Origin of the sequence: Brevundimonas sp. (genome assembly GCF_035626535.1) — a bacterium.
Taxonomy (GTDB): domain Bacteria; phylum Pseudomonadota; class Alphaproteobacteria; order Caulobacterales; family Caulobacteraceae; genus Brevundimonas.
This window is the reverse complement of the sequence record NZ_DASPNO010000016.1, coordinates 59,765-81,608: the sequence shown is the minus strand read 5'-3', so window position 1 is coordinate 81,608 and position 21,844 is coordinate 59,765. Positions and strand designations below refer to the sequence as shown.

17 protein-coding genes are annotated in these 21,844 nt (G+C 68.4%); 16 read left to right on the top strand and 1 reads right to left on the bottom strand.

Annotated elements, in window-relative coordinates; all coding sequences use genetic code 11:
- Window positions 1–13: 13 nt before the first annotated feature.
- From VEC04_RS02030 to VEC04_RS01965, 14 genes are read left to right on the top strand one after another with little or no spacing between them, the layout of a single operon-like run.
- A complete protein-coding gene (locus VEC04_RS02030) occupies window positions 14–1,432 on the top strand; it encodes a glutamate-1-semialdehyde 2,1-aminomutase (protein ID WP_324773334.1) in 1,419 nt (472 codons plus the stop codon).
- Window positions 1,432–2,232, top strand: coding sequence for an SDR family oxidoreductase (locus VEC04_RS02025; RefSeq protein ID WP_324773332.1), 801 nt, complete (start codon window positions 1,432–1,434; stop codon window positions 2,230–2,232). The genes VEC04_RS02030 and VEC04_RS02025 overlap by 1 nt, the downstream gene beginning before the upstream one ends.
- Window positions 2,229–3,491, top strand: a complete 1,263-nt coding sequence (locus VEC04_RS02020; protein WP_324773330.1) for a lipopolysaccharide biosynthesis protein — start codon at window positions 2,229–2,231, stop codon at window positions 3,489–3,491. Before VEC04_RS02025 ends, VEC04_RS02020 begins: the two co-directional genes overlap by 4 nt.
- Window positions 3,488–4,471 carry an NAD(P)-dependent oxidoreductase gene (locus tag VEC04_RS02015; protein ID WP_324773328.1) on the top strand — a complete coding sequence of 328 codons (984 nt, stop codon included), beginning with the start codon at window positions 3,488–3,490 and terminating at the stop codon, window positions 4,469–4,471. Before VEC04_RS02020 ends, VEC04_RS02015 begins: the two co-directional genes overlap by 4 nt.
- Window positions 4,468–5,928: a hypothetical protein gene (locus tag VEC04_RS02010; protein ID WP_324773326.1), complete on the top strand. Its 1,461-nt coding sequence runs from the start codon at window positions 4,468–4,470 to the stop codon at window positions 5,926–5,928. The genes VEC04_RS02015 and VEC04_RS02010 overlap by 4 nt, the downstream gene beginning before the upstream one ends.
- Window positions 5,929–5,967: 39 nt before the next feature.
- Window positions 5,968–7,146 (top strand): hypothetical protein, encoded by a 1,179-nt coding sequence (locus tag VEC04_RS02005; protein ID WP_324773324.1) that lies wholly within the window; start codon window positions 5,968–5,970, stop codon window positions 7,144–7,146.
- A gap of 40 nt (window positions 7,147–7,186) precedes the next feature.
- Window positions 7,187–8,539: a hypothetical protein gene (locus tag VEC04_RS02000; RefSeq protein WP_324773321.1), complete on the top strand. Its 1,353-nt coding sequence runs from the start codon at window positions 7,187–7,189 to the stop codon at window positions 8,537–8,539.
- On the top strand, window positions 8,539–10,542 hold the full coding sequence (locus VEC04_RS01995) for an acyltransferase family protein (RefSeq protein ID WP_324773319.1): 2,004 nt from the start codon (window positions 8,539–8,541) through the stop codon (window positions 10,540–10,542). Before VEC04_RS02000 ends, VEC04_RS01995 begins: the two co-directional genes overlap by 1 nt.
- Window positions 10,532–11,458, top strand: coding sequence for an NAD-dependent epimerase/dehydratase family protein (locus VEC04_RS01990; RefSeq protein WP_324773317.1), 927 nt, complete (start codon window positions 10,532–10,534; stop codon window positions 11,456–11,458). Before VEC04_RS01995 ends, VEC04_RS01990 begins: the two co-directional genes overlap by 11 nt.
- Before the next feature lie 56 nt (window positions 11,459–11,514).
- Window positions 11,515–12,561: an N-acetylneuraminate synthase gene (neuB, locus tag VEC04_RS01985; RefSeq protein WP_324773315.1), complete on the top strand. Its 1,047-nt coding sequence runs from the start codon at window positions 11,515–11,517 to the stop codon at window positions 12,559–12,561.
- A 2-nt stretch (window positions 12,562–12,563) separates the two neighbouring features.
- Window positions 12,564–13,694, top strand: coding sequence for a UDP-N-acetylglucosamine 2-epimerase (gene neuC / locus VEC04_RS01980; protein WP_324773313.1), 1,131 nt, complete (start codon window positions 12,564–12,566; stop codon window positions 13,692–13,694).
- A gap of 1 nt (window position 13,695) precedes the next feature.
- Window positions 13,696–14,307 (top strand): acetyltransferase, encoded by a 612-nt coding sequence (locus VEC04_RS01975; protein WP_324773311.1) that lies wholly within the window; start codon window positions 13,696–13,698, stop codon window positions 14,305–14,307.
- The gene (locus VEC04_RS01970; RefSeq protein WP_324773309.1) at window positions 14,304–15,779 is read left to right on the top strand and encodes an aminotransferase class I/II-fold pyridoxal phosphate-dependent enzyme; all 1,476 of its coding nucleotides are present in this window, start codon (window positions 14,304–14,306) and stop codon (window positions 15,777–15,779) included. Before VEC04_RS01975 ends, VEC04_RS01970 begins: the two co-directional genes overlap by 4 nt.
- Window positions 15,780–15,783: 4 nt before the next feature.
- Entirely contained in the window at window positions 15,784–16,344 is a 561-nt protein-coding gene (locus VEC04_RS01965; RefSeq protein ID WP_324773307.1) for a sugar transferase, read from the top strand.
- 17 nt (window positions 16,345–16,361) lie between these two features.
- Here VEC04_RS01965 and VEC04_RS01960 read toward each other — a convergent pair whose 3' ends face one another.
- On the bottom strand, window positions 16,362–18,266 hold the full coding sequence (locus tag VEC04_RS01960; RefSeq protein ID WP_324773305.1) for a nucleoside-diphosphate sugar epimerase/dehydratase: 1,905 nt from the start codon (window positions 18,264–18,266) through the stop codon (window positions 16,362–16,364).
- Window positions 18,267–18,712: 446 nt separating this feature from the next.
- On the opposite strand from VEC04_RS01960, the gene VEC04_RS01955 reads away from it, so the two are divergent.
- On the top strand, window positions 18,713–20,914 hold the full coding sequence (locus VEC04_RS01955) for an AGE family epimerase/isomerase (protein WP_324773303.1): 2,202 nt from the start codon (window positions 18,713–18,715) through the stop codon (window positions 20,912–20,914).
- A gap of 117 nt (window positions 20,915–21,031) precedes the next feature.
- On the top strand, window positions 21,032–21,826 hold the full coding sequence (locus VEC04_RS01950; protein ID WP_324773301.1) for a tyrosine-protein phosphatase: 795 nt from the start codon (window positions 21,032–21,034) through the stop codon (window positions 21,824–21,826).
- Window positions 21,827–21,844 lie beyond the last annotated feature (18 nt).

The following is a 21,844-nucleotide window of genomic DNA, read 5'->3' as shown; positions in this document are numbered from 1 at the left end:
ATCCCGGCCCATCATGTCCAATGCGTTTCCCTCCGCTCCCGATGCCGACGACAGACCGGGCAATGCCGAGCTGGACTTCGCCAATCTGAGGGCGCGCCTGCACAAGGCCATCCCCGGCGGGGCGCACACCTATTCGCGCGGGGACGACCAGTTTCCCTCGATCGCGCCGCCGGTGCTGAGCCGGGGCAAGGGCGCCTACGTCTGGGACACCCACGGCAATCGCTACCTCGACTACGGCATGGCGCTGCGGGCCGTGACCATCGGCTACGCCGACCAGCGGGTGAACGCCGCCGCCATCCGCCAGATCGAGAACGGGGTGAACCTGACCCGCGCCACCGAGATCGAGCTGGAGGCGGCCGAGCTGATCTGCGACCTGATTCCGTGCGCGGAGATGGTCAAGTTCGGCAAGAACGGCTCCAACGTCACCACCGCGGCGGTGAAGATCGCGCGCGCCTATACCGGCCGCCGCTACGTCTGCGTGCCGCGCCAGCATCCGTTCTTCTCGTTCGACGACTGGTTCATCGGCGTCACGGCGATCAAGCGCGGAACCCTGCCCGACCACGCGGCGACGACGCTGGTGTTCGACTACAACGACATCGGCTCGCTGAAGGCCCTGTTCGACCAGTATCCGGACCAGATCGCCGCGGTGATGCTGGAGCCCGCGACGCACATCTGGCCCCATCTGGCGGACGGGACGCCCGGCCTGCCGCCGCAGCCCGGTGACAGGCCCGATCATTTCGCCGGCGGTTTCCTGCACCAGGTCCGCGATCTGGCTCACGCCAACGGGGCGCTGTTCATCCTCGACGAGATGATCACCGGCTTCCGCTGGAACCTGCGCGGGGCGCAGGCGACCTTCGGGGTCGAGGCGGACCTCGCCACCTACGGCAAGGCCATGGCCAACGGCTTCTCGCTGGCGGCCGTTGTCGGCAAGCGGGAGTATATGTCCGTCGGCTCGATCGACACGCCCGGCATGGAGCGCACCTTCCTGCTGTCCTCGACCCACGGCGCCGAGATGCCGGCGCTGGGGGCCTTCGTCGAGGCGACGCGGATCAACGCGGAAGAGGACGTGCCGGCGCACCTGTGGACCTATGGCGCGAAGCTGAAGGCCGGTCTGGCCGAGGTCGCCGGCGGTCACGGGCTGCAGGACCATGTCTTCATGGAAGGACCGGCCATCGCCCTGAATTACGTCACCCGCGACGCGGACGGCGCGCCGTCCCTGCCGATGCGCACCCTGTTCGCGCAGGAGATGCTGAAGCGCGGCGTGATGATGCCGTGGCTGGCCATCTCGCAGTCCCACGGGGACGCTGAAATGGCCCTGACGCTCGAGGCCTTCGACGGGGCGCTGGCGGTCTATCGGCAGGCGCTGGACGCCGGCGTCGAGACGCAGCTGAACGGCCCGGCCATCAAGCCCGTCTTCCGGACCCACAACTGATGACGCAGGACGCGACGCGACTGGACGGGCAGGTCGCCCTGGTGACAGGCGGCGCGGGCATCCTTGGCCGCGTGTTCTGCCGCGCCCTCGCCGACGCCGGAGCGCAGGTCGCCGTGCTGGACCTGGTGGAGGCGGATGCGTCAGCCGCCGCCTCCGCGATCGGCGAGGCCGCCCACGGCTTCGCTTGCGACGTTTCGGACCCGGCTTCGGTAACCACCGCCGTCGAGGCGGTGATGGCCCGCTACGGCCGCATCGACGTGCTGGTCAATAACGCCGCCACCAAGACCGCCGACGTCCGCGCCTTCTTCGAGCCGTTCGAGACCTACAGTCTGGAAACCTGGCGCGAGGTCATGGGCGTCAACATCGACGGCATGTTCCTGATGGCCCAGGCGGTCGGGCGCGAGATGCTCAGGGTCGGGTCGGGCCGCATCATCCAGACCGCCTCCATCTATGGTCTCGTCGGGCCCGACGACCGCATCTACGAAGGCTCGGAGTATCTGGGCGGACCGATCAATACGCCGGCGGTCTATTCGGCGTCGAAAGCGGCGGTGATCGGCCTGACCCGCTGGCTGGCGACCCACTGGGGCGACAAGGGCATCCGCGTGAATTGCCTCGTCCCGGGCGGCGTCTCGTCGGGGCAGAACGGGGTGTTCAGCGACAACTATTCGGCTCGCACGCCCATGGGGCGGATGGCCCGCGCCGAGGAGATGGCCCCGCCTCTGCTGTTCCTCGCCAGCGAGGCCTCATCCTATGTGACCGGTCAGGTGTTGGCCGTCGACGGAGGCTGGACGGCCTGGTGACCAGCCAGAAGGTCAGGGACTTCTACCTCGTCGCCGTCAAACTGGTCGACGTGGGAACGCGGGCGGGATTCATTCTCACCGCGACCTATGGCCTGTCTGTTTCCGAAGCCGGCCGGTTCGGCCTCATCGCCACCCTGGTCGGGCTGTTCGCCTTCGCCTTCAATTTCGAGCGTCACATCGACATCCAGCGCCGCAGCGCCGGCGAGGACCACGCCGTCTTCGACCGCTACGTCGTCCAGGCGCTGAAATTCTTCGCCTTCAACTGGGCCCTGATGGTCCCGCTGTTCGTCGTGTCGGTGGCGTTGTGGACCCAGGCGAGCTGGATCGTCCTGCTCCTCGCGGTGGTCGTGGTGATCGGCGAACACCTGTCCAACCAGGCCTACCAGTTCGCCCTGATCAACCACCGCTACTACCCCATGCTGGTGGTGGTCGCGGCCAAGAACAGCCTGCTGGCCGCGGTGGTTCTGTACTACGCCCTGTTCGCCCGGAGCGGTTTCGACCTGGCCTTCGTGCTGCAGGCCTGGGCCGCCGGGGCGGTGCTTTGTACAGTGGGCCTCGGACTGATCTTCGTGCGCCTGAACGGCGCGGCCGCCAAGGCCGAACCCTTCCACTTCGGGACCGATATCCTCGGTCAGCACAAGGCCTCCTGGACCCATTTCCTGATCGGGCTGGTCGCGATCCTGATCCTGCAGTTCGACCGACTGGCCGTGGGAGGCTTGCTGACCTTCGCCGAGACCGGCGTCTACTATCGACACACCCTGCTGGTGGCCTTGGCCTATCAGGCCTTCAGCATCGCCTCCTACAACCGGATCACCCCGGCCGTCTTCGCCGAGGCCAAGACCCGGGACATTCTCCACCTGCGCCGCAGGGTGTTGCGGGAGTATCTGAAGGCGCCGATCGGGGCGCTGCTGCTGATGCTGGTCGCATGGGGCGCCGATGTCGCCACCGGTCACGTCTGGTCGGAGCGGTTTCAGCTCAGCCTCGTCCTGATGGGCGTGCTGCTGCTCGGCTTCACCGTGCGCGCCCTGGCGGATTTCCACGCCCTGATCCTGAACGCCCGTCATGAAGAGCGGTATATCCTGAGGTCGCAGGGCGCGGCCTTCGTGGTCGGCTTCGGCCTGCTGATCTTCCTGACCTGGAGGTTCGGCGCCTATGGAGCGGCCATCTCCACCGTGGTCACCTCCGGAATCTACCTTGTACTCGTGAGCGGAGCCGTCCTGCGGGTGCAGAACCAATCCGCCGAAGGAGCCTGGCCGTGAGAGTTCTCGTCACCGGATCCAGCGGCTTCGTCGGCGGCGCGCTGGTTGATCACTTGAGGTCACGAGGTGTCGATGTCCGGGGGCTGTCACGGAAAGCGGCTGCCGGCAGCCTCGTCGGCGATCTGCTCGATCGCCCCTCGCTCGACGCCGCGCTGGCGGAGTTCCAGCCGGCCGTGGTGGTCAATCTGGCGGCGGAGACGGATCTCAAGGGCGCGCCGAAGAACGGATACCGGGCCAATACGGAGGGGGTCTCCAACCTCCTTGACGCGGTTCGCAGCTCCAGATCGGTGGAGAGGGTCATCTGGGCCTCGTCGCAGCTGGTCTGCCAGCCCGGCGTGCTCCCCGCGTCCGACACCGATTTCGACCCCGTTGGCGGCTACGGCGCGTCCAAGGCCGAGGGCGAGCGGCTGGTGCGGGAGGCCGACGGCGCCGGACGGACCTGGACCATCGTCCGGTCGACCACGATCTGGGGCCCCGGCATGAGCGAGCACTATCTGGGCATCCTTCGCCTCATCCAGCGGGGCCTCTACTTCCACGTCGGCCGCAAACCGCTGCGCAAGTCCTATTCCTACATCGAGAACCTCACCGCCCAGTTGGCGACGCTGATCGCGTCGCCGGCGACGTCGGTGCACGGCCGGGTTTTCTATCTCGCCGACAGCGAGCCCGTGGAGCTACGCGCCTGGGCGGACGGTTTCGCGCAGGCGTTCGGGCGGCGCATTCCGACGTTGCCCCGTCCGGTGGCGGCCCTGCTGGCGCGGGTCGGAGATGTGATGGCGGCCTTCGGTCTGCGCGCGCCGCTGACCACCGCCCGGCTACGCAACATGCTCACCGAATATCTCTACGACACCTCGCCGATCGAAGCCCTGCACGGCCCCACGCGCATCGACAACGCGGAAGGCGTCAGGCGCACCTCCGCCTGGCTGTCCAGCCAATCCTCCAGCCGCGCGAGCGGCTCCGAAGCCGACGCTCCAGCTGCATGAACACGCCCTCCCGCGCCCTGATCTGGGCGGTCTACCGCACATCGCCGTTCTGGACCTACGTCGGCCAGCACCTGGGTTACGACGAGGTCACGGTGCTGACCGCCAGGCGCGGCGACGGCGACCGCTGGCTGACGGACGACTTCTACGCCGCCTACCGCCAGTTCCGCGCCACGGGCGCAACGGCGTCCGCCCTCCTCACAGAGGCCGAGATCACCGACGTGATCGCCCGCTGCCGCGTCCTTCGCTGGAAGCCCCGCGCTCAAGCGACGGCCATGGCCCTCGCCATGGCGGAGGCTGCCGAGAAGGTGCTCGTCGACGTGCGGCCCGAGGTGCTGATCGGCTTCCCGATCGACAGCTATGTGTCGGATGTGCTGTCCAGGCGCGCTCGTGTCCACGGCGTGCCTCATTTCGAGATGACGGCCAGCCCCCTGCCCGGCATGACGATGCTCATTCATCGCGGCAGGCTGATCACCCGGCGCACACCACCCACGCGGGACCAGATCGAGGCGGGAGTGCGCGACATCGCCGACCCGAGCTTCACACCCGCCTATGTGCAGGGCCAGGCGCCGTTCACCCGCGGGCGCTTCCTGAGGACCCTCGGCTATTTCCGCCTGCGCGCGCTGGTCTTCCGCATCATGGGCTTCCTGGCCCGTGACCCGCTGAACCAGCATTATCTCGACGCCCAGCCCGACCTGGGCCACAAGGCGCGGTGGCGTGACATGCGCATCGTCGACATGGTCCAGGCGGACTGGGAGAGCCTGCTGGCGGCCTTTCCCAAGGAGCGCCGGGTGCTGTTCGGGCTGCAGCTGTTTCCCGAGGCGGCGATCGACTACTGGCTCGACAATCTGGCCCTTCTCCAGCACGAGGACATGCTGGTCGAGATCGCCCGCCGCCTGACCGGAGCCGGCTACCAGATCGTGGTCAAGGATCACCCGCTCCAGTTCGGGTTCCGCCAGGCGGAGCTGTTGGAGAGGTTGAAGGCCTTCCCCAATGTCGTGGTCGTCCCCTACGACGTGAGCGGCAACGCGCTTCTGGCGCGCTGCGGATTGAGCGTGACTGCGACCGGCACGCTGGGCCTCCAGGCCGGGCTGCTGGGCAACATCTCCATCACCGGCGAGGCCTATTACGCCTCCGACGAGGATTTCGTGATACTTCGGGAGTGGGACGATCTCGACCGGGTCGTCGAACTGATCGAACAGCGCGGTCCGTTCAATCTTCACGACCGGCAGGCGCGGATCATCGAGACCCTGCTGCGGGGCAGCTTTCCGGCTGACATCCTGTCCTTCCGCGGCTTCGACGCGGGCAATCCCAATCCGGCGGCGGCGGAGCTCGGACGCGAACTCGGACGCCACATCGCGACGGTGGGCCCGCGCGGGGAGTACTGGCATCGCGAGCATCTGCCGCCGGGCGGCGGACGAGGTCCCGGCTCCCCGCTGAACTGGGTGCCGCTCGCTTGACCTGCGCCGTCACCGCCGCCTATTTGAACTGTCGAATTCATGGCCCGGATTGAGGCGATCCGGGCAAATTTCGGCCCCTCGGTCGAGGGATTGGCCTTCAGGTTGAGGAACCCCGCGCACATGGCCGTCTCCGGCTATCTGACGATCGAACCCGACCAGGCCGTCAAGCCCGTGTCCGACATCGGCTGGACTCCGGCCCTGGTCGAGTACGAGAAGCACGCCGCCTATCGCGAACTGATCGACCGCGCCCCGCTGAAGCTGCGCCTCGAGGCGCTGGCTATCTTCGGCGTCAGCATGGCCAGGCTGCTGCTCAAGCGGCTGATCAAATACGAGTTCATTCCATATGACGTGCGCACCGACCGGTCGGTCGGCGGCCGTCTGCGCTTCGCGGGCGCGGCGCTCCGCAACATGGTTCGCGGCGACGCGCGGTCCCGCCGCCTGTCGGCCGTCGAGGCCGACGCCGGCAAGATCGCCCGCCACGGCATTCACGTGGTCACCATGCCGGCCGACCGCTTCGCTGCGCTCGAAGAGGCGTCGCGGGCCGAGTTCGACCGGCTGGCGGCGCGCCGCGGCCACTCCAACGGCCAACGCCGGTTCGAGGAATCCCGCGGTCAGGCGAGCCGGGCGGAGCAGCGCGAACTGTTCGACGTCATCGAGACCACGCTACGGGAGGCGGGCGTCCTCGACGTCGCCTCGGCCTATCTGGGTCGCCGGGCAGGTCTGATCGACGTCAATCCGCAGATCAACGACACCTCCGACACGTTCTGGCGCGACATCTTCCCGGATGCGGAGCTCAAGACGCTGCCGCCGACCGCCTATTGCCACCGCGACGCCTCGGGCGGCGATCTGAAGGCCATCATCTACATGACCGACGTCGACGACCGCACCGGTCCGTTCAGCTATGTGGTCGGCTCCAACCGGATGAAGATCGACCGGCTGGACGATCTGATCTGCGAGGCCAACGACTCCAACGGTCTGGCCGGCACTGACGCGCTGTCGAGAGCCAGGTTCGCCGCCCTGCCGGCCAAGCTTCGCCAGAAGGGCGCCTTCGGCAATGACCTGACCCCCGATTCCGCGCTGGGCCGGGAGATCGGCCAAGGCCTCTGGGCGGTGAAGGCCGGCAAGGGATCGATCGTGCTGTTCGACACCAAGGGCATTCACCGGGGCGGCATGGTTGAGGAAGGCGAACGCCGGGTCATCACCTGCGTGATCGGATGACGGCGGCCGACCGTTCCGCTGCGGCAGCGGGTTCTTCCAGATGAGATTCCATCCCGCGGTTCTGATGCTGCTGGTGTGGGCGGGCTGTATCGCCGCCTTCTACATCTTGCCGTTCCAGCTCGAGGGACGGGTCATGACGCTGTACGGCTTCATGATCTTGCTGCTGTTCATCGCCGCGTTCTGCTTCGGCGCGATGGTCGCAGCCCGGCCCCAGCCCCAGAGACCGCGGCCGCCGGACGTGACGGTCGACTTCCGTCTGACGGACCGATGGCTGATGGCGGCGGCCGGGATCGCGGTTATCGCGTCCCTGCTCGACGTACAGGGGCGAAATCTTCTGGATCTGGCGGAGGCCTACCAGATGCGCTCGGAGCGTGCGGGGGCGCTGATGATCGGCGGCGCGTCGGAGTCGACCATCTGGTTCCAGCTTGGCTTCCTGACCTATCCAGCCGGCTATGTGTACCTCGTACGCGAGGTCGCCTATCGCCCGCGCCCGGTTCTGTGGCGCATCGGCCTGTTCGGGCTGGCGCCCGTCGTCCTCGCCTCGCTGGCCATGGGCGGACGGGCGCCCATGTTCTACGCCCTGGTGATGCTGGTTTACGGCTTCGCGCTCAGGAACCAGTTGTTCAAGACCCGACCCGGGATCGCGCCGGTCCGCCGCGGCCCCGGTCCGCAACGGCGCAGGCCGTTCAAGCTCGGCCTGCCGGGCAAGATCGCCATCGGCGTGATCGGTGCCCTGGCCTTCGTCTATTTCGTCCAGGTTTTCATCGCCCGGGCCGACGTGGTCGGCGGCGTCGAGGGGATGTTCGGTGTCGCCGGAGGCGTGTGGGGCGTCAACTTCAACGGCCGGTTTTCGGGGCTGATCTTCAGCGCCTTCGGCGCTGACGGGGCCTATCTGATCTTCATCTTCGTCTGGTACCTGGTTCAGGGCCTGGTGATGTCGAACGCCATCTTCACCGAATACGACGGATCTATGCTCCTGGGCGGCTACGGCATCGATCTGATGTCGGCGCTGATGCGCCGGGTCAACGGCGAGTTCATCGCCAACGGCTATGCGGTCCTGCTGGACATGAACGTCTACGGCTTCCTGCCGTCGGCATTCGGCTCGCTCTACGTCGACCTGAAGTTCTTCGGGCTGATCCCGTGCGTGATCTGGGGCTGGCTGGCCGGGAAGGTGTACGGCCACGTCAAGGCGGGCCGCGACCCGCGCTGGCTGATGGTCGTCCCGTTCATCACGGTCGGCATCTTCTTCAGCCTGATCAACACGCCGATCGGGTTCTCGAACGGCTTCGTGACCCACCTCTGGCTGATCCTCGCCTTCATCACTGCTCGCCCGCTGCGCCAGCCGGTGCAGGCTGTTGCGCCGGTCCAACAGCGACATCGGCCCGCCAGCTGATGGGCGCGGGGGGGGCGTACTACCGGCCGGAGATCGACGGCCTGCGGGCGATCGCCGTGGTCGCCGTCATCCTCTTTCACACCAATCTCGGCGTGGCGACCGGCGGCTACATCGGCGTCGACGTCTTCTTCGTGATCAGCGGCTACCTGATCTCGTCCATCATCCTGCGCGAGGTCGGGGAGCGGCGCTTCACCTTCCTCGGCTTCTACGAGCGCCGCATCCGGCGGATCTTTCCGGCCCTGTTCGTCGTGCTGGCGGCGACAACGGCGGCCGCTTGGGTGATCCTGCCGCCGCAGCACATGCAGACCTATGGCCAGAGCCTGGTCGCCACGACGGCCTTCGCTTCCAATGTCTTCTTCTGGCTGAAGAGCGGCTATTTCGGCGGCGACGCCGAACTGTTCCCGCTGACCCATATGTGGAGCCTCTCGGTCGAGGAGCAGTACTACGTCTTCTTCCCCTTCCTGGCGCTAATCGCCGGCTGGGGGCGGCCGAAGCTTCTCAACGGCCTGATGGCGGCGGCGCTGCTCGTCTCGCTGGCCCTGTGCCTGTATTTCGCCCCGCGCGACCAGATGCTGGCCTTCTTCATGACGCCGATGCGGGCCTGGGAGTTGATGTTCGGCGTCTTCATCGCCCTGCACGAGAAGAGTTGGCGGCCGGCCGTGGCCCGCATCCGCTTCGCCACGCCGCTGATCGAACTGGCGGCGGTGGCGATGATCGTCGTTCCGATCTTCCTCTACGACAGCAGCACCCTGTTCCCGGGCGTCAGCGCCATTCCGCCGGTGCTGGGCACGGCCCTGCTGATCCTGATGACCCGGCCGGACACCCCCGCCGGCGTGGTGCTCGCCAGCCCGGGCTTCGTGCTCGTCGGCCTGATGTCCTACAGCGCCTATCTCTGGCACCAGCCGCTCTACGCCCTGTCGCGGATGCAGGGGCTGACGGAGGCGGGCTGGCCCGCCTATGCGGCGCTGATCGCCCTGACTTTCGTCCTCGCCTGGCTGTCGCTGAAACTCATCGAGGCGCCGTTCCGCGAGCGGCGGCGCTTCACTCGCCTCCAGGTCTACGCCGGCTTCTTCGTCGGCTCGGCCCTACTGGTCGCCATCGGCCTGGCCGCCCATGTCCGGCAGGGCTTTCCCGAGCGATTCAGCGCTGAAACCCTGGCCGTGGCGGCCACCGGCGCCCCGAGTCCCAGGCGCGACGCCTGCCACGTGGAGGGCGCGGACGCCCGCGGGCCGGAGCAGGCCTGCCGCTACTTCACCGGCGATGTTCGCTGGGCGGTGCTCGGCGACAGTCACGGAGTGGAAATCGCCTACGCCCTGGCCGAACGCCTGCGGCCGGCGGGACAGGGGGTTCTTCACCTGACCTTCAGCGCCTGCCAACCGGCGCTGACCTTCGAGTCGGACAATCCGGGCTGCAGCCGCTGGACCCGCGACTCTGTCGCCTGGCTCGAGAAAGACCCGCGCATCACCGACGTCGTCCTCGTCTACCGCCACAGCCTCTATCTGTTCGGGGACCAGACGAAATCGTACCCGCATCTCCCGTCCGCCGATCCCAACTTCCTGACCAGCCTTCCGGCGGATGAGGCCCGCGCCCGCTACGCCGGGAGCCTTGCGCGCATCGTTGAACGGCTGACCGCGTCCGGAAAGCGCGTGCACCTCGTGGCTCCCTTCCCCGATCTGCCGACGCATGTGGAGCGCTACACCTTCAAGGGCGATCCGACCGACCCTGATCGGGTGACCGGCACGACCCTGCAGTTCCATCGCGAGCGGAACGCCTTCATCCGGCCCGTGCTCGACCGGCTGGGCCAGATGCCCGGCGTCGATGTGCTCGATCCGGCCGACGCGGTCTGCGCCGACGGCCGCTGTAGCTCCCTGATCGGCGGCGTCTCGATGTATTTCGACGACAATCACTTCAGTCTGGAGGGCGCCCGCCGGTTCCTCGATCTGGAAGTCCGCCGGGGCGGGCTGGCCCTCCCCCCGCCAGCGGAGCCCGCGAATGGCGGCTGACCGCATCCTCGCCACGGGCGCGAGCGGCTTCCTCGGCCGGGCCGTCGTCGACCACCTCGCCGCGCGCGGCCGCACGGTCAGGGCCGCCGTCCGCCACGACACGGGCCGCTGGCCGACAGGGGTGGAAGCGGTCATGACCGGCGACCTGTCCGGTGCGACCGACTGGTCCCGGGCCCTTGAGAGCGTGGACACCGTGGTCCACTGCGCCGGCCGGGCGCATGTGCTGAAGGAGACCGCGGCCGATCCGCTGACCGAGTTCCGGGCGGTCAACACTGAGGCGACACTGGCGCTGGCCCGGCAGGCAGCGACGGCGGGAGTGCGCCGGTTCGTCTTCATCTCCAGCATCGGCGTCAACGGCGCGGCGACGCGCGGCGATCCCTTCCGGCACGACGATCCGCCGCATCCGCATTCGCCTTACGCCGTGTCGAAACACGAGGCGGAACTGGGGCTGCGCGCCCTCGCCGCCGAGACCGGTCTGGAGGTGGTCATCATCCGTCCTCCGCTGATCATCGGGCCCGATCCCAAGGGCAATTTGGCCACCCTGCAGCGCCTCATCGACAGGGGCCTGCCGCTGCCGTTCGGGCTGGCGACGGGGAACCGCCGCGATCTGGTGTCCCGCGACACCCTGTGCGATCTGATCGACGCCGTGATCGACCACCCCGCCGCAGCCGGCGAGACCTTCCTGGTCAGCGATGGCGAGCCGATTTCGACCCGGACGCTGCTGGAGCGGATGGCGACCGGTCGGGGCCGGTCCGTGACGCTGCTGCCGGTTCCGCCGATCCTGCTCGCCCTGCTCCTGAAGGCGATCGGCAAGGGGGCCATGGCTTCGCAGCTGTTCGGCGATCTGGAGGTCGACATCGGCCATACCCGCCGGACGCTGAACTGGGCCCCACCCGGGCAAACTGCGGCTACCTGAGCCGGAGCGGATGGGCTAGGGATCGGCAACGCCGCAATCGCGCGTCGGAGGGTCGTTTGAGCGTCTTCATCATTGCCGAGGCGGGCGTGAACCATAACGGCGACGCCGAGCGCGCGCTGGCCATGGTCGACGCGGCGAAGGCGACGGGCGCCGACGCGGTCAAGTTCCAGACCTTCTCGGCCGACAAGCTCGCCGCCCCTGGCGCCGAGAAGGCCGACTACCAGAAGCGCGAGACGGGCGACGGCGGCCAGCACGGCATGCTGAAGGCGCTGGAGATGTCGGAGGACCTGCACCACCGGCTCATCGCCCGCTGCGTCGAGGTCGGCGTGGAGTTCATGTCGACGCCGTTCGACGAGGAGGCCGCCGACTTCCTCATCGCCGCCGGCATGAAGCGGATCAAGGTTCCGTCGGGCGAGATCGTCAACCATCCCTTCCTGCGCCACCTGGCGGCGCTGGACCGGCCGATGATCGTCTCGACAGGCATGGCCACGATGGAAGAGATCACCGAGGCCGTCGCCGTCATCGCCGAGACGCGGCGGAAGCAGGGTCTGACCGCGCCGCTGGATCAAGTCGTGTCGATCCTGCACTGCACGTCGAACTATCCAGCCGCCCCCTCTGACGTGAACCTGCGGGCCATGCGCACGATCGGAGAGATCACCGGCCTGCCCGTCGGCTATTCGGATCACACCCTGGGTCTCGCCGTCTCGACGGCCGCGGTCGCCTTGGGGGCTGCGGTGATCGAGAAGCATTTCACCCTCGACCCTACCCTGCCCGGCCCGGACCATCGCGCCTCGCTGACCGTGGCCGAGCTGACGGCTCTGGTCCGCCAGATCCGGGACGTCGAGGCGGCGTTGGGTTCAGCAGTGAAAGCGCCGACCGCGGCGGAGATGCCGGTGCGCGCCGTCGCCCGGCGCTCGGTCATGGCCCGGCGCGACCTCCCCGCCGGCCATGTGCTGTCCGCGGACGACCTGATCCTGCTGCGTCCGGCGAACGGCATACAGCCACGCTTCCTTGACGCCCTTCCCGGCCGCACGCTGCGGGCGGATGTCGAGGCGGGCCAGCCGCTGAACTGGGACCTCCTGTCGGGCGAGGCGATGTCCTGAGCATGCGCCGGATCTGCTACATCAGCGGCACCCGGGCCGACTTCGGCCTGATGCGCTCGACGCTCCAGCTGATCCGCGACCATCTGGAACTGGATCTGTCGGTGATCGTCACCGGCATGCATCTTTCGCCCTTCTACGGCAATACGGTCGAGGAGATCGCCGGCGCCGGCCTGCGCATCGCCGGGCGCGTGCCGGTCCTGCTGGACCCGGCCACCGGAGCGACCATGGTCCGCAACATCGGAACCATGCTGGGCGCCTTCACCGACGTGCTGGAAAGCGAGCGCCCGGACGTGGTCCTGCTGCTCGGCGACCGCGGCGAGATGCTGGCCGGCGCCTTGGCGGGCATTCATCTGAACATCCCGGTGGCTCACATCCACGGCGGCGAACGTTCCGGCACCGTCGACGAGCCGGTCCGCCACGCCATCTCGAAACTCAGCCACCTGCATTTCGCCGCCACCGCCGAGGCCCGCGGACGCCTGATCCGCATGGGCGAGGACCCCGCCCACATCCACGTCACCGGCGCCCCCGGTCTGGACGGCCTCACCGACGCGGAGCTCCCGAGCCGCGAGGAGGTCGCGCGTCTGCACGGGCTCGATCCGGCGCGGCCCTTCGCGCTGATGGTCTACCATCCGGTGCTGCAGGAAGCCGCGACCGCCGCCGACGACACCCGCGCCTTGCTTGCCGCCCTGTCCAGCGCGGGCGTGCAGGTGCTGGCCCTGATGCCCAACGCCGACGCCGGCAGCGACGGCGTCCGCGCCGCCCTGTCGGAAGCGAAAGGCGTGCCGGGCTTGACCGTCCGGACCCATCTCGCCCGCCCGGCCTTCATCGCGGCCATGGCGCGGGCGGACCTGATGGTCGGCAACTCCAGCGCGGGCATCATCGAGGCGGCCAGCTTCGGCGCCCCGGTGCTGAACATCGGCCCGCGCCAGAACCTGCGCGAACGCAACGCCAATGTGGTCGACGTTCCGGCCGAGAGCGCGGCCATCGCCGAAGGCGTGGCGCGGCTGCTGGCCCATGGCCGCTTTCCGTTGCAGAACGTCTACGGCGACGGTCGCGCGGGAGAGCGCATCGCCGGCTTGCTCGCGACCGCGCCGCTGGACGCGGCCCTGCTGATGAAGGTCAACGGGTACTGAGATGATCCATCTGATCGGGGCCGGTGGCCACTGCAAGGTCGTGCTGGACGCCCTGCTGGAAAGCGGGACGGATCTCGCCGCGATCCGGATCCGCGACGGCCGGCCCGGCGGGGAACTGCTCGGCGTGCCGGTAGAGACGCCCGAGATCATCGACGCCCTGTGCGGCCACGACTTCCATGTCGCCATCGGCGCGATCGAGGCGCGGGCGCGGCTGCACGCCGAAGCCGAAGCCATGGGCGGACGGCCCCTGACCGTGCGCCACCCCTCCGCCCGCGTCTCGCGCTTCGCCACCCTCGCCGACGGCGCCTTCGTGGCCTCCTTGTCCGTCATCGGCCCGTCGGTCCGCATCGGCCGGGGCGCCATCATCAATCACGGGGCCGTCGTCGATCACGACTGCGAGGTCGGCGACTTCACTCATGTCGCGCCCAACGCCAGTCTGGGCGGCGGGGTCCGGGTCGGCGAGCGGTGCCTGATCGGAGCCGGCGCCGTCGTCCTGCCGGGGCTCAGTCTCGGCGACGGCGTGATCATCGGCGCCGGCGCGGTCGTGACCCGCGATGTCGCCTCCCACCAGACCTGGACCGGCGTCCCCGCCGCTCCGAGAGTTCCTGAATGACCAATATCGAAGCCTTCAGCGCCAAGGCGGACAGCACCATCCGCGACGCCATGGCGATCATCAACGCCTCGGGCATGCAGATGCTTCTGCTGCTTGACGACGCCGGCCGGCTGTTGCGCACGGTCACGGACGGCGACCTGCGCCGCCTGCTGCTGGCCGGCGCCGAAATGGGGGACACGCTGGAGAGCCTGCCGCCGCTGACCTCGGTCACGGCGCCCGAAGAGATCAGTCGCAAGGCCGCGCTGCAGCTGATGGACCAGCACGAGATCAACCACCTGCCGCTGATCGACGGTACCGGCCGGGTGGTGCGGGTGCTCGACCGCCGCGACATCGGCGCGCCGATCCTGCTGTCCACCCCACACATGGGCGAGGCCGAGCTGCACTACATCGAGGAGGCCTTCCGGACCAACTGGATCGCGCCTCTGGGACCCAACGTCGACGCCTTCGAACGCGAGATCGCCGACCTCGTGGGCGCCGGCCACGCCGCCGCCGTTTCATCCGGCACCGCGGCCATCCACCTGGCGGTCCGCATCCTCGGCGTGAGGCCGGGCGACAAGGTTTTCTGCTCGACCCTGACTTTCGCGGCCTCGGCCAATCCGATTGTCTACGAGGGCGGCGAGCCGGTGTTTATCGATAGCGAGCCCGGCAGCTGGAACATGTCCCCACAGGCGCTGGAGCGCGCCTTCGACGCGGCGACGGCCGAAGGCTGGCTGCCCAAGGCCGTGATCGTGGTGAACCTGTACGGCCAGAGCGCCGACATGGACGCGCTGACCGCCATCTGCGACCGCCACGGCGTGCCGGTGATCGAGGACGCCGCAGAGAGCCTTGGAGCCCGCTACAAGGGCAAGCCGTCGGGCGTGTTCGGCCGCATGGGCGTCTACTCGTTCAACGGCAACAAGATCATCACGACCTCGGGCGGCGGCATGCTGGTGTCCGACAACGAGGATCTGATCAAGCAGGCGCGCTTCCTCGCCACCCAGGCTCGCGATCCGGCGCCGCACTACCAGCACAGCCAGATCGGCTTCAACTATCGCATGTCGAACATCCTGGCGGGGGTGGGCCGCGGCCAGCTACAGGTGCTCGAACAGCGGGTCGAGGCGCGCCGCGCCGTCTACCAGGCCTACCGCGACGGCCTGGCCGACATCGAGGGGCTGGAGTGGCAGCCGGAACCGGACTGGAGCTATTCCAACCGCTGGCTGTCGGCCCTGACCGTCGACCCGACGATCACCGGCTTCACCGCTTCGGAGCTGATCGCTCGCCTCGCCGACGAAATGATCGAGGCCCGGCCGGTGTGGAAGCCGATGCACCTGCAGCCGGTCTTCGCCCATTGCCGTCACTTCGCGCACGGCAACGAGCCCGTGGCGGACCGCATCTTCGATCAGGGAATCTGCATGCCGTCGGGCTCCAACATGAGCCTGGGAGAGATCGCCCGCGTGGTGGAGGCCATGCGCGCCGCCCTGAGGGCCCGCTAAGGCGATGAAGCGCGCCTTCGATTTTCTGATGGCGGCGGGCGCCTTGATCGTGTTCGCCCTGCCGATGCTCGCCATCGCGGTCGCGGTGAGGGCGACCTCCAGGGGACCGGCGATCTACTGGTCGGACCGCGTGGGGCGGGACAACAAGCTGTTCCGAATGCCCAAATTCCGCTCGATGCGGATCGAGACGCCGGCGGTCGCCACCCATCTCCTCAGCGACACCACGGCCTGGCTGACGCCCATCGGCGGCTTCCTCAGGAAGAGCAGCCTCGACGAGTTGCCGCAGCTGTGGAGCATCCTCGTCGGCGACATGTCGATCGTCGGACCCCGTCCGGCCCTGTTCAACCAGGACGACCTGATCGCACTTCGCACCGAGCACGGCGTCCACCGCCTGCGCCCCGGCCTGACCGGCTGGGCCCAGGTCAACGGCCGCGACGAACTGCCCATTCCGGACAAGGTCAAGCTGGACGTCGAATACCTTCAGAACCGCAGTTTCGGTCTCGACCTGAAAACCATCTGGCTGACCGTCGGCAAGGTCATCCGGGCCAAGGACATCTCGCACTAGGCGAGAGGGCGCCCGGCTCAGGCGCGGCGCATCGGCAGGATTGAACCCGACATTTCGTCGGAAGAAACGGCCCGCACCTTGGCCAGTATCTCGAAGATCAGGGCGCGGGTTTCAGCGGCATCGCCGGAGCGGGCGACCTTCTCCAGCTTGTGCACCGTATGCTCGGTCATGCGCACGCCCTGGATGCGGTCGGTGACGCACATCAGGCTCTGGCCGCACATCTCCGAAACCTCGCTGGAATCGACCAGCTCCTCGAACAGTTTTTCGCCGGGGCGCAAGCCGGTGACCTCGATCTCGATGTCGCGGCCGGGCGTCTTGCCGGACAGTTCGATCAGCTGGCGCGCCAGATCCATGATCTTCACCGGCTTGCCCATATCGAGCACGAAGACGCCGAGCGGGCCGTCTGGCTGGCGCGCCGAGTGGGCCGTGGCGTGCAGCACCAACTGCACGGCCTCGGGGATGGTCATGAAGTAGCGCTCGATGTCGGGATGGGTGACCGTCACCGGCCCGCCGCGCTCGATCTGGGCGCGGAAAGTCGGCACCACCGACCCCGCAGACCCCAGGACATTGCCGAAGCGCACGACGCTGAACCGGGTGTCGCCGGCGCTGGTCTGCTGCGCCCGCACCACCGCCTCGGCCAGCCGCTTGGTCGCGCCCATGACGTTCGGCGGGTCGACGGCCTTGTCGGTCGAGATGAAGACCATGTGCTTCACCCCGGCGGCGTTGGCGGCCTCGGCGACATTCCAGGTGCCGACGACATTGGTCAGCACGCTTTCGCACGGGTGGCGCTCCATCAGCGGCACGTGCTTCAGGGCGGCGGCGTGGAAGACCACGTCCGGCCGGACCTCCTCAAAGCAGCTGTTGAGAAGGGTCCTGTTGCGAACGTCGTGGAGATACTCGTGTCGCGACAGGGTCGGCCAGCGGTCGCCGATTTCCTGATCGATCCTGAACAGCCCGAACTCCGAGTTGTCGAGCATGGCGAGGTGGCCGCAGCCGAGGCTGGCGACCTGGCGGCAGATCTCCGAGCCGATCGATCCCCCGGCCCCGGTGACCAGCACCCGACGGCCGGCGACCAGGGCGCGGAGCGGCGCATCGTCGAGACGCACCGGCGGACGGGCCAGCAACTCCTCGAGCTTGAACTCGCGCATCGAGTGCTCGTCGCCGGCGCCTCCGACCTCGACCAGACTGGGCGTGCGCAGCAGCTTGACGCCGCGCGACCTCAACTGGCCCAGCCGCTCGACGCCGAAATCGGCGGGCGTGATCGAATCGTCGAGGAAGACGATGGCCGGTTCCAACGCGCGGGCGGCGTAGTCTTCGAGCATGTCGGCGGCCGCCCCGACGCCGGAGAGGACCTTGACCCCGCGCAGTTCGCGCGCGGCGGCGCCGGCCGCGTCCGTGACGATGCCGGCCGGGCGGTAGTCGTCATGGCTCCGCGACAGCTCGCGCAGGAAGGTGTCGGCCCGGTCCATGCCCCCGACCAGAACCAGGGGCGTCCGCTCGTCCTGTTTGCCGAGGAACGGGATCAGGCTCTTCAGGGCCTCCCGGTCGTGGGCGATCCGCCGCGCCAGCACCAGCGCCAGCGTCATGACGATGTCGAGCACCGGCAGGATGAGCAGGGCCGCTCGCGGCAGGGACGCACCGCGCTCGAGGAAGAAGTTGAAGGCCAGGAACACGAAGGCGGATAGCACCGAGGTCCGCACGATCGGCCCGATATCGACGATCGACACATAGCGCCACAGCGCGCGGTCGGTGCGGAAGGCCAGGTCGAGCCCAAGGCCCAGGATGGCGAAGGCCAGGCCCTGGATCCAGGCCGCTTCAATCACCGCCCCCAAGACCTCGAGGCTCAGCCCGCCCCCGGAAAGCAGCAGATAGGCGCCGATCACCGCCGCGAAGCGGATGCCCGCTCGGGCCGCAATTTTCAATGCCCGGATAACCAGTGTTGTCGCAGTCGCCAAGTCAGTCCTGCCGATGATTCCTGTTCCCTGCGCTTGGGCCGCTCGCAGTATATCCGCGCGCGATCTCAGTAGGGTGACGAAAACAAGCGGTCCCTTCACTTCAATACCGTTCGGATGAAAACGGCCGAGGCTCCCCCTGCGGCATTCCCCCGAACGGCCTTCAATGGTTAAAGGCCGAAAAAAGTTCCGGCCTCTTAGACCCTTCCTGCCAAGCTGTCACCCATAAGCCTCAGTCAGGCGTAACGCCGCTCGCTAAAAGTATACTCGCGAGTGATAACCATTCCGAAAAGCGCGATTTCTCAAATGTACGGGCCCGGAAACGGAAACCGGTTACCCGTTCTGGCGAGCGCGAGGCGAGACGCCGGATCGTCGAGGCGCTAGAACAGCCGCTGGCGAGCGTCCATGGGGGGATGATGACGATCTATCCGGTGATCATGTGCGGCGGGGCCGGATCGCGCCTGTGGCCTGCCTCCCGTCCCGGACGGCCGAAGCAGTTCCTCGCCCTCACCGGAAAGCACTCCCTGTTCCAGAACACGGTTCTGAGGGTCGCGCCACTGGCCGACGACGGGCGCGTCATCGTCGTGGCCGGGGCCGGACACGCCGACGCCGTCGCCGCCCAACTCGCGGAAGTGGGCGCCGAGGCGATCGTCCTGCTGGAGCCCGAGGCCCGCGATTCCGGTCCGGCCATGGCCGCCGCCGCGGCGTTCATCGAGGCTCTTGATCCGGACGGGGTGGCCGCGATCGTCGCTTCGGACCATCACATCCCCGATGCCGGGGCGTTCCGCGACGCCGTCGGAATTGCGGCGGACGAAGCGGCGAATGGCCGTATCGTGACGCTGGGCGTCACCCCCACCTCGCCCTCGTCGGCCTATGGCTACATCTGTCCGTCAGGGCCCGGGCTCTCCCCGGTCAGCCGCTTCGTCGAAAAGCCGGACCCCGAGACCGCCGCCCGCTACCTGGCCGAAGGCCATCTTTGGAACAGCGGCAACTTCATCGTCGCCGCGCGCACCCTGATGGAAGAACTGGTCCTCCATGCGCCCGGCATCGCCGGACAGGTGCGCGCCTCGCTGCCCGACCATGGGGAGACCGGACCGGTCATCCGGCTGGGCGACGCCTTCCGCTCGGCCCCGAAGATTTCGATCGATTACGCCGTCATGGAGAAGAGCGACCGAACCTCGGTCCTTCCCGTCGGCTTCGCCTGGTCTGACGTCGGGGCCTGGGACTCCGTCATGGAAACGGGTGAGGGCCAGGCGGGGGCCCATATTGCGGTCGACAGCGACCACTGCCTCGTGCGCGTGCCGGAGGGTATGGTCGCGGCCACGCTGGGCGTGTCGAACATCGCGGTGATCGTCGAGCCGGACGCCGTGCTGGTCTGCGCGCTCGACCGGGCGCAGCAGGTCAAGACAGTGGTCGACCGCATCAAGATCGAGGCGCCGGCCCATGCCGACATTCCCGAGCGGCGGGAGACGGCCCCGTTCGCCCGTTTCGGCGACTGGATGCGAACCGCCGCCCTGCCGCTGTGGACCACGCTCGGCGTTCACCCGGACGGCGCCTTCGTGGAGGCGCTCACCCTCGAAGGCCGTCCGCGCGAGACGCGCCGCCGGGCGCGGGTGCAGAGCCGGCAGATCTTCGTGCTGTGCCGGGCCGGCGCCCTCGGCTGGGGCGGGCCGTGGCGCGCGCTGGCGGAGACCGGTCTCGACCGGTTCCTGGACGGCTATCTCCGCCCCGACGGCGCGGTCCGAAACGCCCTCAATCCGGACGGGAGCCTGCTGGACGACACGGCGGTGCTCTACGAGCAGGCCTTCGCCCTGCTGGCGCTGGCGACCGCCCACGCGGCCGGGGTCCGCCCCGGGCGTTGCGAGGCGCAGGCCCGCATCCTGCTGGATCGGCTGGAGGCGGAGCGCCTGTCCGCCGGCGGATGGCGCGAGAGCGGGGATCATCCCTTCCAGGCCAACGCCAACATGCACCTGTTCGAGGCCGCCCAGGCCTGGGCGGCGCGGGGGGTTGACGACCGCTGGAACGGCATCGCCGACGCCGTCGCCGAGCTCGCCCTGACCCGCCTCATCGACGCGAAGGGGGGATTTCTGCGCGAGTTCTTCGACGCGGACTGGCGCCCGGCGCCCGGCGAGGACGGGCGTCTTGTCGAGCCGGGGCACCAGTTCGAGTGGAGCTGGCTGCTGTCGCGCCACGCGCTGGCCCGCGGCGACGACCGGGCCATGGCGGCGGCGAAGCGGCTCTATGGCCATGGTCTGCGCGGAATCGATCCCCGACACGAAGTCGCGGTCGATCAACTGGATGACGCCCTGAAGGTGCGCAGCGACGGCGCCCGACTGTGGCCGCAGACGGAATGGCTGCGGGCCGCACTCGCCATGGCCGGGCTCGCGGAGGGAAACGCGCGTGAGGAGCGGCTGGCGGAGGCCGGCAAGGCTATGCGCGCCCTCAACCGCTACCTGCGCCCCAACGGAACCTGGCGGGACAAGCTTCAGGGCGATGGCGGCTTCGTCGAGGAGCCTGCCCCGGCCAGCTCGCTGTATCACATCGCAGGCGCTTTCGATGAGGTCTGTGAAGCGACTCGCAACGGGCTTGTCGCCGACGGACCGGTCGATCTGGCCTGACGATCTGAACCAACCTTCACGGTTCGCGTTCAGGGTAACCGGCCGGGGGCCGGGGCTTCATCCCCTGTTCACCGGCGGCGCTGTCCTCTAGAGACGGCTTCCGCATGCGAGACTGACGTGATCGACCTGCATTGCCATATTCTGCCCGGCATAGATGACGGGGCGCCGGACCTGGACACCTCGCTGCAGATGGCGCGGATGGCCGTGGCCGACGGGATCACCGTCACCGCCTGCACCCCGCACATGATGCCCGGCTATTACGAGAACACCTCCGACGGCGTGCGGGCGGCCGTGGTCGCGCTGCAGGCTGAGCTCGACGCGGCCGGCATTCCGCTGCGCCTCGTCACCGGCGCGGACGTGCATCTGGTTCCCGGCCTGGCCTCCGGGCTGCGTGACGGCTCCAAGCTGACCCTCGCCGACACCCGCTACTTCCTGTTCGAGCCGCCGCACACCACCGCTCCGCCGCGCATGGCCGAAGCGGTGTTCGACTGCATGGCCGCGGGCTTCCACCCGCTGATCACCCATCCCGAACGGCTGCGCTGGATCGAGGATCAGTACGAGCTGATGGTCCAGCTCGCCGAAGCCGGGGCGTGGATGCAGATCACCGCCGGCTCCGTCACCGGCCGCTTTGGCAAGCGCACCCAATACTGGGCCGAGCGCATGCTCGACGACGGCATCGTCCATATTCTCGCCACCGACGCGCACAACCTTCGCAGCCGTTCGCCGGTGCTTTCGGAAGCCGTCGAGGCGGTCGCCGGCAGGCTCGGCGAGCAGGCGGCGAGAGACATGGTGTTGACCCGACCCCTCGCCGTGCTCGAAAACGCTACGCCTGCCTCGGCTCCGGCCGCGGTCGGCGCTCCGCGCCAGGCTTCCCGGCCCGGCTTCTTCAAACGGCTTTTCAACGCCGCCTGAGTTTCAAGGTACTGTCGC

Bases quoted from the DNA above. Each gene is read 5' to 3' on its own strand.
- VEC04_RS02030 (WP_324773334.1), top strand. From the start codon at position 14: ATGTCCAATGCGTTTCCCTCCGCTCCCGATGCCGACGACAGACCGGGC.
- VEC04_RS02025 (WP_324773332.1), top strand. From the start codon at position 1,432: ATGACGCAGGACGCGACGCGACTGGACGGGCAGGTCGCCCTGGTGACA.
- VEC04_RS02010 (WP_324773326.1), top strand. From the start codon at position 4,468: ATGAACACGCCCTCCCGCGCCCTGATCTGGGCGGTCTACCGCACATCG.
- VEC04_RS02005 (WP_324773324.1), top strand. From the start codon at position 5,968: ATGGCCCGGATTGAGGCGATCCGGGCAAATTTCGGCCCCTCGGTCGAG.
- VEC04_RS02000 (WP_324773321.1), top strand. From the start codon at position 7,187: ATGAGATTCCATCCCGCGGTTCTGATGCTGCTGGTGTGGGCGGGCTGT.
- VEC04_RS01995 (WP_324773319.1), top strand. From the start codon at position 8,539: ATGGGCGCGGGGGGGGCGTACTACCGGCCGGAGATCGACGGCCTGCGG.
- VEC04_RS01990 (WP_324773317.1), top strand. From the start codon at position 10,532: ATGGCGGCTGACCGCATCCTCGCCACGGGCGCGAGCGGCTTCCTCGGC.
- neuC (WP_324773313.1), top strand. From the start codon at position 12,564: ATGCGCCGGATCTGCTACATCAGCGGCACCCGGGCCGACTTCGGCCTG.
- VEC04_RS01975 (WP_324773311.1), top strand. From the start codon at position 13,696: ATGATCCATCTGATCGGGGCCGGTGGCCACTGCAAGGTCGTGCTGGAC.
- VEC04_RS01970 (WP_324773309.1), top strand. From the start codon at position 14,304: ATGACCAATATCGAAGCCTTCAGCGCCAAGGCGGACAGCACCATCCGC.
- VEC04_RS01965 (WP_324773307.1), top strand. From the start codon at position 15,784: ATGAAGCGCGCCTTCGATTTTCTGATGGCGGCGGGCGCCTTGATCGTG.
- VEC04_RS01955 (WP_324773303.1), top strand. From the start codon at position 18,713: ATGACGATCTATCCGGTGATCATGTGCGGCGGGGCCGGATCGCGCCTG.